The organism is Bacillus cereus group sp. BfR-BA-01379 (assembly GCF_022663605.1).
Taxonomy (GTDB): Bacteria; Bacillota; Bacilli; order Bacillales; family Bacillaceae_G; genus Bacillus_A; species Bacillus_A mobilis.
Genome location: NZ_JAKUFT010000015.1, coordinates 1 through 15111 on the forward strand (window position 1 = coordinate 1; position 15111 = coordinate 15111).

Below are 15111 nucleotides of genomic sequence, written 5' to 3' on the forward strand. Positions count from 1 at the left end.
CAGCCAAAAAACTGAAGACAGCGCAAAAGCTGAGAACAACTCAAAAGCTGAGAACAACTCAAAAGCTGAGAACAACTCAACAACTAAAAACAACTCAACAACTAAAAACAACGTAAAAACTGAGAACAACACAACAACTAAAAACAATGCAAAAACTGAGAACAACACAAAACCTGAAAATAATACAAAACCTGAAGCAGAATCTAAAAACACACAAAAAGAGCAACAACCAACTAAACAACCAAATAAACAAACTGATACTATTACATTCACAAGTGAAGATGCTATAAAAGTTCTAGAAAAAAGAATGGGGGCTCGCTCAAATGAAATTCGTTACGGCTCCAGCGAAGACAGACTAATTGGCACAATAAATGGTATTAAGATATACGACGTCTTATACGGACGCGAATCTCCTGAGAACTCTCGTACTCTAAATTTTGCAGTGGGATCTGATGGAAACCTATATGATTGGTCAAAAGCGCAAGATGGTATTCTTCAACCACTTAACGGCAATTAATAAATGATTCTAAGAACGTAGTAAAAGCCAATCGATACGTATCGATTGGCTTTTACTAGTATTTACTCCAAACTTTCTCCCCGGTATGCGCATCAATATAACGCAGTTCTCGACTACAATCGAAGGATTCTTTATAATTTTCATCCGTTGTTTGTTTATACAATAGTTCGTAGCTAGTTTCCTCTACATCATTCTCTAAAAACCATTCTAAATGAACTCGCATGGCCCCTCTGTATATTTCTAACGCTTTTTCCTTTGTTACTTTTGGTGTTGTTTCGTATGTAAGTAATTCTTTTATAAAATTGCTAGATTCTCCTGAATAATGCATCACAGCCCCATTTTCTGTATTGATGTTGACCATAAATTGCTTATACTCTGCTGGAATACCATTCACATATACGGAAAAGATAAATCTTTCAATCCCACCTTCTGCTTCTTCACGTTCTTCCCAAAGGCGTAGATATTGTGTGACATCTGGAATAACTTGTTCCAAAAATTGAAGTGCTTTTTGTAAACATTCCTCTCTAGACAATATTGATTTTACTTCTTTATCTTCTGTCAATTTTATAAAGCCAATTAATTCATTGGTAGATTTATCAACCGTAATGCCAATTAAATTATTATATTTTAACATCGGTAAATGCTTCTTAAAGAATTCATTCATTAAATAGGGATTCTTTTCTTCTTTCTGTTTCTGCAGTTCCTCTTTCGGAACAAATTTCATTCTTATTTCATCATCATTTTCCGTCTCAGCTACTTTTGTAAAACTTTCTTTATCCCAGTCAAGCAAATCGAATATATCATATTGTTTACTGCCTTTTTTCGGTTTTTCAACAGCTACAGTTGAAGGCAATTTATAATGATCGGGTCCAAATAAATCTTTACCTGTACTTGCATTAATAAACGCATGACTAGGTTCAGGTTCATATACAAGATGGTACCCTTTTACTTCTTCTCCATTTTCATACTCACATGAAGAGTGTGTTAAATCTACAAATACAAGTCTCATATCTTGTTTAGCTTTCAAATTTTCTAAGACGACGTTCTCTTCAACGATTTCACTTGGCCATAACGGTTTTTTCTCGATAGCTTTTTGTCTATTATAACGAAAATGCACAACATTACCTGAAGGATGAACTCGCACAACACACCCTGTATTCGGCAATGGGTAGCCATTCACTTCTTGCATATAATTTACTTCTTTCCGACCACGCCTGTCGTCCTTAACCGTTTCATATGTATAAAATTCATATCCTTCTTTTGTATATTTTTTTAAGAATGCATTTGCAATCTCTCTTGCTTTATTCTCCTCTAGCGCTTTCTTACCGCTCGAAAAAATTTTTTCATCATCTATACTAAATTCAATTAAATTACCAGTATGTCTATTCAACGTAATTTGTATCGTTCTCTCCTCATCCTCTTTATGCTCCCACCATAATAGATGATACGGGTCATCCACACCTTCTTCATCATCTACAGCAAGTCTATAATCATCTGGAATATTAATTATATGAGCCACTTTCTCTTTTCTTTCTTTATCTTTTTGATTCATCATACCTCTCCCTTTATTACAATTTAAGGTAATTATAACAAACAAAAAAGACTAGAGATATCTCTAGTCTTCTACTTCGTCTCACGATGTAACGTTACTCGTTTTAATCGTGGACAATATTTTTTTAGTTCGATGCGCTCTGGATTGTTTCGCTTATTTTTTTTAGAAATATAATTACGATCACCGCACTCCGTACAAGCTAGTGTAATATTTACACGCATATGTCATTCTCCTTTCTTTCAAAGATCGCAAACTAAAACGTAATGATTACGATTTATATGTTATATAACTTTATTCTATTTGTCAATTGAAACAAAAGGGGTCTAAATAGAACCCTTTCTTTTCAATAATCTATACCTTATATTAAAATGTTTCGTATGTAACAAACTCACTAATCGGCTTTCGATATCCTCTTGGGCGAATTTTAGTAGTATCACTTTTTCCTATCGTAATCATTAAAACAGGCACTACATGGTCCGGCATATTTAATTCACTTTGTACTGCTTTTTCATCGAAACCGATCATTGGACACGTATCATAGCCATAATATTTAGCTGCGTACATAAAAGTCATCGCACTTAACGAAGCATTTCTAATCGCTTCCTCTTCCATGAAGCGCTCCCCTTTTCCTTCATATAGCCCTTTCGTTTGCCTAATTGTATCTTCATATTCACATTCATCAATCATCTTTAAAACCTTCATACCGAAATAAATATTTTCGACATTTTGGTATGCTCTCTTATCACCACAAACAAGTATTACCGCAGATGCACTCGATACTTTATATTGTCCGAAAGCTAACTCTTTTAATCTTTCTTTTCGCTCTTGATCACGAATTACAACATAATGTGTATGTTGCAAATTGTAACAAGATGGCGAAAGCTTTGTTAGCTCAAATATTTTTTTAAAATCCTCATCAGGGATTTCTATTCCTTGTACAAATTTCATCGCGGAACGTCTAGCAATTGCTAATTCTTCAAAGTTCACCGTATAGCCTCCTTAATAACCATAAATTCAAATATACATTAATTTATACAATTAAATAAACCAAATGAAAACACTTTAAATTATGGATAATAATGATGCTTTACAAAAAAAAGACAAAAATCTGAAACAATTAGTTCATACGAAATTCACATGAATCTATTACTATAGGAATTGTACATAGTGAACTTATTAACAATCACGTTTATTCATATAGAATCTTACTCGAAAGGAGTTGAAAGTATGAAAACTAAATATCGTTTTATGATCTCATCATTTGCTGCTTGCGCTTATATGCTTTGGTATTTAGTATAATAACAACCTCACTTGTAAATAGGAAAAGGTGTGTATATAAATGGAATATAATCAATCAACAGTTAACTACTGGAAAGCTTTTGTACTACCATATACATTTGCTTTAGAAGAGTTAAAAACTAAATTTGAAATTATGAACCGGGAAGCTCAATTTTTAGAGGATTACAACCCGTTTGAACATATAAAAACAAGATTAAAACAACCTGAAAGTATTATTAAAAAGCTTGAACGTAAAAATTTATTACCGACAGTTGACAATGCCCAAACGCATTTACAAGACATCATCGGCATTCGTATTACATGTTGCTTCGTAGAAGATATTTATCATTTAAAAGAAGTCATTCAAAAGCGTGAAGATATGGAAATCATAGAGGTAAAAGATTATATCGCTAATCCAAAGGGAAACGGCTATAAAAGTTTACACATGATTATTAAATATCCTTTATCACTGAATTCTGGTACAAAAGAAGTATTTGCAGAAATTCAGTTGCGTACACTCGCAATGGACTTTTGGGCAAGTTTAGAACATAAACTTTATTATAAATATGAAGGGAAAATACCTGAGTATTTAAAAGATGAACTACATGATGCAGCAATGAAGGCTGAAGACCTCGATAATAAAATGGCAACAATCCGCCAAGATATTGATGATATCGAAGCATGCTCAAATCAAATTATGTTACCACTATAAAAAAAGGTTCTCGCCAATGAGAACCTTTTTTATTTCGCTATTTACAGGCAGGAAGACGCTCTGATTAAAGTTGCACTTTATTTCTTCTCTATCGTGCGAACCTCTTCAATTTTCCATCCATCCTCTTCTTTTCCAAGTGCATACTGTACTTTCTTCTGAAGAGTGATCTCTCCCTCTATTTCTTTTTCCTTTGTCTCAACAACAACATACCCTGCTTTACTAGCTTTCATGTCTATATGTTCCAATTCAATTTTCTTATTTCCCTTTTGAAAAGTTGCTTCTTTTTGTGTTTTTAAGTCTTCAGCACTAGGCATCTTCTTTGAAAATAAATCCATATGTTCAGCAAGATTTTTTTCATTTGTTGTCCGTACAAATTTCTCCATAACATCTTGAATCGATTTCTCTTCTTCTTTCGTTATTTGTACCTTTTCCTCAGTTTTTGTAGTAGTAGATTTTTGTTCTATATGACTCTCCTTGGATTGACACCCAACTAGTAATAATGCACTTATTAGAAGGGATCCTATCCCTCTGAAAAAAGCCCTCATCTTTCCATCCCCTAAAAAGAAAAGTGAGGCATTTCGCCTCACTTTCATTTATAATTAGCGTCTTCCTTTATTCGGATCGCCACCGCCGATAATATCAAAGACACGTTTAGCAATATTTGTATTCTCTTGAACACCCGAGAACAAGTATTTACCTGGGCCAAATGCATATACGTTTACATCTTCCCCTGTATGTCCGCCTGTTGTCCAGCCTGTAACCGAACGCTTATTGAAAATATCCTCAATCGCATTATCAATCTTTGTTACATCTTTTGAAGGAGCAATATCATTTACCGCTTTAATTTCTTCTGGTGTTAATTGTAAATCAATATATTTTTTCAATGTTTCTTCTACATTTGCACCTTTTGCAATTTCATTTGCCATGAAGTCTGGTGTGCGTTTTGCAGCTTTAATTGGATCTACTTTAAAGTTATACTCGCCATTCGCACCTAAAGATAATCCGCCAGTAGCATGGTCTGCCGTTGCAACGACTAACGTATTTTTATCTTTTTTCGCAAACTCAATCGCTGCTTTAAATGCTTTTTCAAAGTCTTCCATTTCACTCATTGCACCAACGATATCATTATCGTGTCCAGCCCAGTCGATTTGACTTCCTTCAACCATTAAGAAGAAACCATTTTTATTTTTGTTCAAACGTTCAATTGCTGCATTTGTCATTTCTTCTAATGAAGGTGTTTTATCAGTACGGTCAATCATTTTATCTAAACCGCCTGGCGCAAATAAACCTAGAATTTGATCATTTTTATCATTTAACAATTGATTGCGATCAGTTACATAGCTATAACCAGATTTCTTAAATTCTTCTGTAAGATTACGATCTTTTCTAACAAAGTTATTTACTCCGCCGCCAAGCATAACGTCTACTTTATGCTTCCCTTTAATTTTTTCATCAAAATAATCATTTGCAATTGCGTCCATATTTTTACGACTAATGTCATGCGCACCAAAAGCAGCTGGTGTTGCATGTGTAATTTCAGAAGTAGCAACGAGTCCCGTTGATTTCCCTTTTTCTTTCGCTTGTTCAAGAACAGTTTTCACTTCTGCTTTATCATTATCAACTGCAATTGCCGCATTGTATGTTTTAATTCCTGCTGACATAGCAGTTGCTGCAGATGCAGAGTCTGTAATATTTTCATGTTCATCTTCCGGATATGTTTTTTGCGTTCCTACAAGATGCTTATCAAATTCTGTAGATTCCATCTCAAAAGTTTTTGGATTATCTTTCATATAACGGTGAGCCGTCATATATGAAGGTCCCATACCATCCCCAATTAATACGATGACATTTTTAATCTTTGCATTGCTTCCGCTCTCATCTGCATTAACCTCACTAGAACGAGTAAAATTCCATGTTGCTACCGAAGTAACAGCTAACGATGCCACAACTGCAAATGGCCATGCTTTTTTTACAAACTTTTTCACTATATTGTCCCCCTAATTAGGTTATTCATTTCCCACTATCAAATTTAATAGAAGACTATTAAGAGAAAATTAGTTATATGTAAATTTTTTGTTAACTTATGTAAATATCAGTTATAATTTGTATAACTTTGTCTTTTCGTACCAACCTTCTTCCCCTTTACAATCAAAATAAAAATAAGTTGGATTTCATTTAACGTAAATCTCTTATTCAACATTTTTAATCTACTTTCATGAAAATTAATAGAAACGCGGTGAGCACTTATGAAAATAATAACGCTAGATGAATCTTCTATTTTTGATTTACTCGACCTTTGCAAAGCTATCGGATGGTTACAAGATAAAGCATTTATGAAAAAGCAATTCGAAATGTATCTTTCTCTCGGCACACTTATCGGTTATATGCATGAAAATAAACTGATTGCATCTGGAGGAGTATTTCCTTTTAAAGATAGTTTTTCTACTATTGGCATGTTAATTGTCCATCCTAATTTTCAAGGCCGGGGCATCGGACGTATGTTGCTTAATCGCTGCTTAGAATGCACCACCCCAAAACAACCAATTGCACTTATTGCAACAAAGGCTGGCGAGCCTCTTTATACATCGTGCGGATTTCAAACAGTCACGACGATTCATCGTTTCGAAAAACAAACTACTAAGACACATATTGCTCATACACAACAAGTAAAAGAATCGGACCTTGCATCACTAATTTCTCTCGATCAAATTACAACTGGTGCTAATCGTTCTTTACTTTATTCATTACTCTTACCAAGAGCAAGCCACTCTTTTAAAATTGAGAGAAATAACTGTATAGAAGCTTTTTCCTTATGTGTACAAAAAGGTAATATATTGTGCGTCAATCCACTTATCGCAAAGCAAGAGCAGGACGCTATTCAATTATTCAAGAGAATCTGTGAGTGTTGGAATGGCACAGTAAGGATTGATGTCCCACATTCACAATTTTCATTTCGTCAATTTCTTCAAACAGAAAATTTCCAAGAAACGCTCCTTTCACCTCTTATGATAAAAAGTGGTAGCCAACTTCCTGGAAATCGTAATATGCTATTTGCTATGATAGATACAGCGTTATGTTAGAAAGGGGACACCTCATTGAAGCGATTTAGCTATTTTATGGTAGGTTGTCTTACTCTTACACTATTAGTAGGATGTAGTGCAGCAGAAAAGCCAGTAGAACAAGTAAAACAAGTTAAAAATACACTTACAGCGAAACTAGCTACCGAGGAAAAAATGGTAGAAATAGATGGGCAAACCATTTACTTTAAAAAGATTGGTAATGAAAAGCCACCTTTACTTATGATCCATGGATTTGGAGGATCGTCAGATGGTTTTCAAAAGATTTACTCAGATTTAGCAAAAGATCATACAATTATTTCTGTAGATGCTTTAGGCTTCGGGCGCTCATCTAAGCCGATGGATTTTTATTATTCTTTCCCAACTCATGCAAATTTATATTATAAATTAATGAAAAAACTAGGTTATGATTCGTTTGCAATACTGGGACACTCAATGGGCGGAGAAATTTCTCTTAATTTAACATATTTATATCCTGAAGCCGTTACCCACCTTATCTTAACTGATGCTACAGGTGGGCCTCATACATTTGTTAATAAACAAGGCTCACCAAAACCACAGTTGTCGACTGATTTAAATACCGTTTCTGCTGTTGCAGATTATGATGAAAGTAAAGTGAATTTTAAACGTAATGATGAAGAGCATTACAATAAAATGAAATTATGGCCTAGACGTCTTCAAATCAATGCAAATGAACTGAAACAACCAACCTTAATTATATGGGGAAGAAATGATAGTAGCGTTTCTTGGAAAGAAGGAGAAACGTATCATCAATTCTTAAAAAATAGTACTTTCCATATTATCGAAAAAGGTTATCATGCACCATTTCGTCAAGAGCCACAAGAATTTGTAGGTTATGTAAAAGAATTCTTTAAGAACAATCCAATCAAAGTTGAAAAATAACATAAGCGGGTATCTCATTTTGAGATACCCGCTTTCATATATTAAGCAGCTTGCTTTTGGCGTTTTTGAGTTTTTGATCCTAGTACTTTCGGAATAACGAAACCATCTATTCCAAATTTACCAGCATTCATACTAGAGACTAAAACGAACATTGATAGGATAACCATTTCAGGGTTTACACCAATTGACCCACTAAGCATATAGGAAAAGTTCATTACAAGGCCGAAAAAGACCGCTGTTTTTGTTAAACAACCTACAATTAAACCAATTCCAACTAAAATTTCTCCCCACGTTACAAGTGTATTAAATAGATCAACGTTTGGAATTGCGAAATCTTGTAAAAACGATGCCCACCAAGATTGAACAGCCGGTTGTGCTCCTTTAGATTTTTCAATTGCACCTTGTAAATAACCAGTTGCATCGAATCCTTTTCCTTGTAGTTTACCGATTCCAGCCATTAACCATGTGTAACCAAGATATACTCGGATTATTGCTAACACAAAAGAAACTGCTTTGTTTTCTCTTAAAAATTGAATAACCATATCTTCCTCCTAAAGTTGTAATTAAGTTAGTTACAGATAATATAATAACATTAGTTACTTATTTTTAAAATGTTAATTACGAATAATTTGTGACATGTGTATGAAACATTAAAAACTAACGTTTATATAGTAACTTTTTTTACCTGTAAAAACTTGAACATATCATACCATAGGTGATAATCATTTTCATTGAAGAAAATGTAAAAAAAATGTGAGTTAAATGTGAAACGCCTTTATTCGAATATAAAATAAAAGCGTTTTTTCTATTTATAGAATTGAAATGTACGTATCTCCTCATCGATTAATATCGCCTCTTGAAAAGCATCTTCTATCGTTTTTTCATGGTTAATAAGCCCATAAAATAAGCGTATTGTAAACATAAGTGCTGCATTCCCATCTACATAATCTATCGATCCAATATACGATTTCGCTCCACTACGTAAAAAAGATTCTGCTAGTTTTCGATCCCCTAACGTACACCCGCTATTTACAATATGTGTATTATGCAATTTTGCATATTTATAAATTTCTGCTGCACCAAAGTATCCCCTCGGTTCATTTTGTTCATATATATCTTCACCTAACTCTTCCATAACAAACTTTCCTTCCTCACCATGAAAGCAAAAGACAACATAATCGATATCATTATATAAACCTTTTCCAGAAAGAATATCGATGAACTCTTTCGGTCTACCAATCCAGTATGTTATAACTTTTGCCCCAAAATATTCAAGCGATGCCCGGATTGATTGCGCCTCTAAATCAGAGTTAAAGCCAACTACTAGTGCAACATTCAACATACACACCCTCCATCCTATCATTAGATCTCATCAATCAAACTTTTAAGGGATACCTCCATTTCATATATACCCGTTTCCTTCAAAAAATCAGATCTAGTTAAAACGACTTTCTGTAAATATTGCCTATATGCTGTAATCGTCCCGTCGTGAGATACAATGCAAATTCTTTCAGCGTCTAGCTCATAACACCAAAGAAGAAATTCATCTACTATTTGCTGAAAGCGATTCTCTGAAATAGTATTTATACCCTCCGTCCATAACTGCTTATTTGTGTTTTTCTCTATCAAAAAATGTGGAAATAAATTTGCTATCATTTCCTGCTCTACTATGTGATCACATGGTAATGTTTTCGCTCCTTCTCGATAAGGAAAAATACGTGGGGATACATATGGATGAACAATTGTTTGACAAGATACCTTCTCACTCCATATTGTCGCCGTTTGTAAAGTTCTAATTGTAGGACTGGCAACTAATATATCCGTTTCTTGCAATGGCACATTGCATTGAAGTAATTTAGCCTGATTCCTTCCTTCATCCGTTAATGATGGATGCAATACTTGTAAAGTTGACGGCAAATCTTTTGTATGTTCACCTTCTCCATGCCGAACAAAGACGAGTTTCATACTCATCCTCCTCTCTCTATGAAATCCTTCAACATAATTCCTTCCCTATCTCATCCATTATTCCTGCTATAAGAAAAAACGATATGTAAAAAAGATTTGACACAAACAATTGGGAAATATTACAATCATATATGTAAAATACTTTTTACAAGAGAGAGGGGAATCACAAATATGAAATGGATAACTATCTTAATCGGAATGATTATATGGGGATATATAAACGGATTTTTTAGTAGTGATAAAACTGCTAATCCTTGGATTACAGATGATGAACGTGAAACAAAAATTAAACAGAAGGCAATTATTGCAAGCTGGTCTGGTGTTTTTATGTTTTGTACCATTAACCTCTTAAACAAATGGTTAGGTATAGGAACGAGCGATACATCCCCTTACTTACCATCTTCTGTCTCAACTATTTTAAAAGAAAATGTAGAGTTACAAATTTTATTTATGCTATTTATTACGTATGGCATATTTTATATATATTATCGGAGAAAACTAAGTGCTTAATTTTTATCTCATGATTATCCTCCTAAATGGTTATAGTAATTAGGACGAAATGAAAGGAGCGATATAAAAATGAGTAACTCGAATGATTTTTTAGATACACTGCATGAAAAACAAGCAAAAGATGAACAAAACAGAAAGCGTCAGGGAAACGGGAACCCAGCGAAAAAAAAGCCAAATAAAACACATAAATAACAATAAAAAACGTGCCTAAAATTATCTTTTAGGCACGTTTTTTTATTCTGCTTTCACTGAGATAACATTTTCCCAATTCCATTTCTCATAATACCACTCAGGTACATCTATATTTTCAATCCACTTCTTTTCCTGTTTCCCATCACTATTTGCAATCCATACATTGGCTTTCTCACGGTCTGAACGTATCCATATTAATTGATTGCTCTTATTCATAAAAATCGGATGATAATCACCTTGCTTATGAGGTGGCTTTGTGATTTGATGTTGTTTGTCGCTTGTACGATCAATCTCATTTAAAGATGGCAGTGGCCTTTTTTCTGGCGGAGTTTCTATCCCTGCCTCTTTTGCCCGTGAAACGATAATTACTTTATCATTCTTCCATGCAAAATCCCAATCGACATATCCTTTCGGCGTAAATGTGTTCTGCTGAAGTGCCGGCAATTCTTTTACTTTTAAATGTTTATTCTCTAACGCAACTCTCCCGCTTCCTTCAATATAAGCTAATATATTCTGGGATGGCGCCCATTTGAACCATTGTGTGTTTAATAACATTTGATCTACCTTTTCAAATCGACTGCCATCTGCTCGAACTAAGCAAAGCGTATTGCTATCAGCTGACCATGAAGCTGTCGGTACAGCTAAAAATGAAATCCACTTTCGATCTGGTGACCACTCAAACCCGCTTGCAACTAGCGCTAGAAAATCATCATGTTCATTTGGTAATGCATATAAATGTTTCATTTTATGAGGATTCATATGTGCATCTTGTTGCACTTCATATAGCTGGGCTCCTGTCCATCCTGTTGGAAGTAAGTGTGCTTCAGAAGATACAAGAAACTTCTTTCCATCAGGGTACCATGCATAATCCCCTACACCAGCGGATACATTTTCAAAATCTGCATTCTTTTTTTGGACATCAAACGTATTTAATGTATCTGCAAATACAAATGCAATTATATTCTCTTTCGGTGACCATTGATAATTTGATACTTCAGATTGCAATGGGCTAATTTTTTTTCCATCTTCCAGTCGGTACAATTCCAAGGTGTTTTGCTTCTTTCCTTTAGCATAAGATATCCATTCTCCATCATGAGACCATTTTGGCCCTGTTATGTACTCACCCTTTGTTATTTGTTTTTCTTTTCCATCAATTTTAACCCAAAGGTCATGATGACGAATGAAAGCAACTTTCATCCCATTATGTTCCGCACTAGTGCTAAAAATTGAAGATATAAAAATGAATAAACCCACACTACTACTCACGATAATTTTTTTCATACGTTCCTCCATTTTTCTTATAGCATTCCTCATATTCCGCTTACTATATGCGAATTTCACTCCAGATTCATTGCACAATTGTTGTGGATTTATGCCCAGTAAGGGTGGGCCTCTCCACGCTGAATATTATGCATTCGACATAATCCCAAAAAATTCCCCAAGAAATTTTTAATTCAAAGAGGATTGGTATGAATTATGTCGAAAGTATAGTTTAGCCAACATTCGGTTTTATTTTTCGCAACAAAAATGTAAGATAACTTTTCGGAATATTGGCACTTTTTATTAGGGGGAGTTTCAATGAAAAAAACTACATCTGCACTATTAAGTATGGCGCTTGTCTTTTCTAGCTTTGGAGCTTTAAGCGCACATGCTGAATCGCTGCAAAAGGAGAAACAATTTAGTCCACAGTTAAAAGCCAATATTGAGCAATGGGGAGAAAACAAAATCGCGCAAAATGTTGAAACAAAAACAGCAAAAGAAATTTCAGTCATTGTAGAATTGCAACATGCTCCGCTCGCTTCACAAAGTAACATTCAGCATGCTCCAGATTTAAAAAATGGAAATGTGCAATCATACCATGCACAATTAAAAAAGGCACAAGAGGATACAACAAAGAAAATTAAAGAAAAAGCACCAAAAGCAAAGATAAAAGAAACGTATAGTACGTTATTTTCTGGATTTTCTATTTCTATTCCAGGAGATCAAGTTGCTGCTTTAGCTTCTTTGCCTGAAGTAAAAGCTATTTATCCGAACTTAACATATAAATTGCATGAAACAGCAAAAAGCACTACTAATGAAGAAGCGCCAAATGTCGGTGGACCGACAATCGGTGCACCTGAAGCATGGAATTTAAAAGATCCATCTGGCAAACCGCTTGATGGAAAAGGTATGAAAGTCGCTATTATTGATTCTGGCGTAGACTATACACATCCTGATTTACAAGCAAACTATATCGGTGGATATGATACAGTCGATGAGGATAATGATCCGATGGATGGCAATGTACACGGTACTCATGTAGCTGGCATTATTGCTGGTAACGGAAAAATTAAAGGTGTTGCTCCAAATGCATCTATTCTAGCTTATCGTGTAATGAATGATAGCGGTACTGGTACGACCGAAGATATTCTTCAAGGTATTGAGCGCGCTATTCAAGATGGCGCTGACGTTTTAAATTTATCTCTCGGTCAAGATTTAAATGTCCCTGATCAACCTGTAACAATGACGTTAGAACGTGCAGCAAAACTTGGTGTTACTGCAGTCGTTTCAAATGGAAATGATGGACCAAAGCCTTGGTCTGTTGATGCTCCTGGTAACGCGAGTAGCGTCATCTCTGTTGGTGCATCTACTGTTTCTATTCCATTCCCAACATTCCAAGTAGCTGGTTCTAATAAATCTTATCAAGGATTACCGTTATCAAAAGCGGACTTCCGAGTAGGAAACGATGCTCAGCTTGTCTATGTTGGCTACGGTAATTCAAGCGATTACGCTAAACAAGATGTGAAAGGTAAGTTCGCCCTTGTTTTACAAGGAACTTCGAGCACGTTAGTAAAGGCAGAACAAGCAAAACAAGCTGGTGCTCTCGGCGTGCTATTAATTTCTAACGAAAAAGAAATTAATATTATGCCCGAATATTTTGGACGTGAAGATATAACTCTTCCAGTCATGCAACTATCAAATACAAATGGCGAAGAGTTGAAAAATTTAATTACAAAACGAAAGAAAAATATAAAGATTGGACAACCAAATAAAACCGAACTGATTGGTAACTTCAGTTCAAGAGGACCATCACAAGGTAGTTGGCTCATAAAACCTGATATTGTTGCACCTGGCGTAAAAATTACTAGTACGGTACCAAGAGGTGGCTATGAATCTCACAACGGAACAAGTATGGCTGCGCCACAAGTAGCAGGAGCCGTTGCCTTACTACGTCAAATGCATCCTGATTGGACGACAGAACAATTGAAATCTGCTCTTGCCAACACTGCAAAAACATTAAAGGATGTCAATGAAAATACATATCCTGTCATGGCGCAAGGATCAGGTTTAATTAACATTCCAAAAGCAGCACAAACGGATGCGTTAGTGAAACCGAACAATGTAAGCTTCGGTCTTATTAAACCGAATAGCGGCAAACTGAAACTAACACAAAATATTACGTTAGAAAATCTTTCTAACAAAAAGAAAAACTTTTCAACTCGTATTGAATTATTAGATACAAAAACAAAAATCCAGACTTCTTTCCCTTCTTCTATTAGTATGAAACCGAATAGTAATATTGAAAAACCTTTTACTATTACTGTAGATAGCTCCTTACCACAAGGCGTATATACAGGGAATCTATATGTAAAAGAGCAAGGGAAAACGGAAGAGATGCGTATTCCATTTACATTTAGCATCGATCCGAAAGAATACAAGCGTATTGATGGCCTTGAAATCGTTAATTCTACTTTCAGTCCAAATAATGACAACATACTAGATGACAATCTAATCAATTACTATTTAGTTACACCAGTTGAAGATATAGCGTTTCATGCCAATTTAATTACGAAAGACCGTGTGGCATATCAAGGCACGGTATATCAAGGTAAAAACGAAACACCAGGTTATAAATCTTTCAAATGGAATGGTACAAGAACTGACGGATCTCCGTTGCCTGATGGCTTATACCAAATCGAAGCTGTTGCTTCTAACTCTGGTGGAGAAACAAAGCAAACAGGAGCTGTGTTTGTTGACCGAACAGCACCTAAGTTAACGCACGAAGTTGATCAGGAAAACCTCATAATTAGAGGAAAAGTTGATGATATTCTACTAGATTGGATGACAGAATCCGGTTGGATTGCACCTGGTATTCCAGTGAGAATGCAATATGAGATTAACGGTAATGGTGTATGGGAGAGTGCATTCCTAAACACTTGGGAGAAAAACTACGACATTTATTTCGATCGTAATCAATTACAACAAGGAAAGAATACCATTCATATTGTTGCAACCGATGCAGCTGGAAATACAACTAATTTAAATGTTGATTTAGAAGTAAAATAAAGTGAGACTTTAATCAGTGGAGATTTCATTCATCCCCACTGATTATTAGCCTTCACCAATCGGGGTTCACGAGTAGTTA

At 35.0% G+C, this 15111-nt stretch carries 16 protein-coding genes; 7 read left to right on the forward strand and 9 right to left on the reverse strand.

All coding sequences use genetic code 11. The features are described from left to right. On the forward strand, positions 1–517 hold a 517-nt coding region (locus tag MR113_RS08125), incomplete at its 5' end, for a hypothetical protein (RefSeq protein WP_242253293.1). 55 nt (positions 518–572) lie between these two features. Here the strand turns inward: MR113_RS08125 and MR113_RS08130 are convergent. The 3 genes from MR113_RS08130 to MR113_RS08140 all read right to left on the reverse strand — a co-directional run bounded on the left by MR113_RS08130 (position 573) and on the right by MR113_RS08140 (position 3017). Beyond that, the gene (locus tag MR113_RS08130) at positions 573–2072 is read right to left on the reverse strand and encodes a YcdB/YcdC domain-containing protein (RefSeq protein ID WP_242253294.1); all 1500 of its coding nucleotides are present in this window, start codon (positions 2070–2072) and stop codon (positions 573–575) included. A 68-nt stretch (positions 2073–2140) separates the two neighbouring features. Then, positions 2141–2290 carry a 50S ribosomal protein L33 gene (rpmG, locus tag MR113_RS08135; RefSeq protein WP_001265617.1) on the reverse strand — a complete coding sequence of 50 codons (150 nt, stop codon included), beginning with the start codon at positions 2288–2290 and terminating at the stop codon, positions 2141–2143. A 142-nt stretch (positions 2291–2432) separates the two neighbouring features. Beyond that, positions 2433–3017, reverse strand: a complete 585-nt coding sequence (locus tag MR113_RS08140) for a nitroreductase family protein (RefSeq protein ID WP_277929653.1) — start codon at positions 3015–3017, stop codon at positions 2433–2435. 391 nt (positions 3018–3408) lie between these two features. Here MR113_RS08140 and MR113_RS08145 point away from each other — a divergent pair, with 391 nt between their 5' ends. Further along, a complete protein-coding gene (locus MR113_RS08145; protein WP_097818229.1) occupies positions 3409–4059 on the forward strand; it encodes a GTP pyrophosphokinase in 651 nt (216 codons plus the stop codon). Between the two features lie 77 nt (positions 4060–4136). Here the strand turns inward: MR113_RS08145 and MR113_RS08150 are convergent, their stop codons facing one another. After that, positions 4137–4604: a hypothetical protein gene (locus tag MR113_RS08150; RefSeq protein WP_242253296.1), complete on the reverse strand. Its 468-nt coding sequence runs from the start codon at positions 4602–4604 to the stop codon at positions 4137–4139. Between the two features lie 54 nt (positions 4605–4658). Next, complete coding sequence (locus MR113_RS08155; protein ID WP_061677265.1) at positions 4659–6044, reverse strand: alkaline phosphatase; 1386 nt, start codon at positions 6042–6044, stop codon at positions 4659–4661. A 261-nt stretch (positions 6045–6305) separates the two neighbouring features. On the opposite strand from MR113_RS08155, the gene MR113_RS08160 reads away from it, so the two are divergent. Next, the gene (locus MR113_RS08160; RefSeq protein WP_242253301.1) at positions 6306–7139 is read left to right on the forward strand and encodes a GNAT family N-acetyltransferase; all 834 of its coding nucleotides are present in this window, start codon (positions 6306–6308) and stop codon (positions 7137–7139) included. A 15-nt stretch (positions 7140–7154) separates the two neighbouring features. Continuing rightward, positions 7155–8039, forward strand: a complete 885-nt coding sequence (locus MR113_RS08165) for an alpha/beta fold hydrolase (RefSeq protein WP_242253303.1) — start codon at positions 7155–7157, stop codon at positions 8037–8039. A 41-nt stretch (positions 8040–8080) separates the two neighbouring features. On the opposite strand, the gene MR113_RS08170 is transcribed toward MR113_RS08165, so the two are convergent. From MR113_RS08170 to MR113_RS08180, 3 genes are all read right to left on the reverse strand, one after another. After that, complete coding sequence (locus MR113_RS08170) at positions 8081–8581, reverse strand: DoxX family protein (RefSeq protein ID WP_098870262.1); 501 nt, start codon at positions 8579–8581, stop codon at positions 8081–8083. Positions 8582–8844: 263 nt separating this feature from the next. Further along, positions 8845–9381: a CHAT domain-containing protein gene (locus tag MR113_RS08175; RefSeq protein ID WP_242253304.1), complete on the reverse strand. Its 537-nt coding sequence runs from the start codon at positions 9379–9381 to the stop codon at positions 8845–8847. Between the two features lie 20 nt (positions 9382–9401). Continuing rightward, complete coding sequence (locus tag MR113_RS08180) at positions 9402–10004, reverse strand: histidine phosphatase family protein (protein ID WP_242253305.1); 603 nt, start codon at positions 10002–10004, stop codon at positions 9402–9404. A 171-nt stretch (positions 10005–10175) separates the two neighbouring features. Here MR113_RS08180 and MR113_RS08185 point away from each other — a divergent pair, with 171 nt between their 5' ends. Continuing rightward, positions 10176–10514, forward strand: coding sequence for a phosphoglycerate mutase (locus MR113_RS08185; protein WP_242253306.1), 339 nt, complete (start codon positions 10176–10178; stop codon positions 10512–10514). Positions 10515–10583: 69 nt separating this feature from the next. Continuing rightward, positions 10584–10706: a DUF4023 domain-containing protein gene (locus MR113_RS08190; protein ID WP_000071861.1), complete on the forward strand. Its 123-nt coding sequence runs from the start codon at positions 10584–10586 to the stop codon at positions 10704–10706. 42 nt (positions 10707–10748) lie between these two features. Here MR113_RS08190 and MR113_RS08195 read toward each other — a convergent pair whose 3' ends face one another. Continuing rightward, positions 10749–11987 (reverse strand): TolB family protein, encoded by a 1239-nt coding sequence (locus MR113_RS08195; protein ID WP_242253307.1) that lies wholly within the window; start codon positions 11985–11987, stop codon positions 10749–10751. Positions 11988–12284: 297 nt separating this feature from the next. On the opposite strand from MR113_RS08195, the gene MR113_RS08200 reads away from it, so the two are divergent. Continuing rightward, positions 12285–15032, forward strand: coding sequence for a S8 family serine peptidase (locus MR113_RS08200; protein WP_242253308.1), 2748 nt, complete (start codon positions 12285–12287; stop codon positions 15030–15032). The last annotated feature ends 79 nt before the right edge of the window (positions 15033–15111 follow it).

Excerpts from the sequence above, each read along its gene's own strand:
- MR113_RS08130 (WP_242253294.1), bottom strand. The coding sequence starts at position 2,072 with ATGATGAATCAAAAAGATAAAGAAAGAAAAGAGAAAGTGGCTCATATA.
- rpmG (WP_001265617.1), bottom strand. The coding sequence starts at position 2,290 with ATGCGTGTAAATATTACACTAGCTTGTACGGAGTGCGGTGATCGTAAT.
- MR113_RS08140 (WP_277929653.1), bottom strand. The coding sequence starts at position 3,017 with ATGAAATTTGTACAAGGAATAGAAATCCCTGATGAGGATTTTAAAAAA.
- MR113_RS08145 (WP_097818229.1), top strand. The coding sequence starts at position 3,409 with ATGGAATATAATCAATCAACAGTTAACTACTGGAAAGCTTTTGTACTA.
- MR113_RS08150 (WP_242253296.1), bottom strand. The coding sequence starts at position 4,604 with ATGAGGGCTTTTTTCAGAGGGATAGGATCCCTTCTAATAAGTGCATTA.
- MR113_RS08160 (WP_242253301.1), top strand. The coding sequence starts at position 6,306 with ATGAAAATAATAACGCTAGATGAATCTTCTATTTTTGATTTACTCGAC.
- MR113_RS08170 (WP_098870262.1), bottom strand. The coding sequence starts at position 8,581 with ATGGTTATTCAATTTTTAAGAGAAAACAAAGCAGTTTCTTTTGTGTTA.
- MR113_RS08175 (WP_242253304.1), bottom strand. The coding sequence starts at position 9,381 with ATGTTGAATGTTGCACTAGTAGTTGGCTTTAACTCTGATTTAGAGGCG.
- MR113_RS08180 (WP_242253305.1), bottom strand. The coding sequence starts at position 10,004 with ATGAAACTCGTCTTTGTTCGGCATGGAGAAGGTGAACATACAAAAGAT.
- MR113_RS08185 (WP_242253306.1), top strand. The coding sequence starts at position 10,176 with ATGAAATGGATAACTATCTTAATCGGAATGATTATATGGGGATATATA.
- MR113_RS08190 (WP_000071861.1), top strand. The coding sequence starts at position 10,584 with ATGAGTAACTCGAATGATTTTTTAGATACACTGCATGAAAAACAAGCA.
- MR113_RS08195 (WP_242253307.1), bottom strand. The coding sequence starts at position 11,987 with ATGAAAAAAATTATCGTGAGTAGTAGTGTGGGTTTATTCATTTTTATA.
- MR113_RS08200 (WP_242253308.1), top strand. The coding sequence starts at position 12,285 with ATGAAAAAAACTACATCTGCACTATTAAGTATGGCGCTTGTCTTTTCT.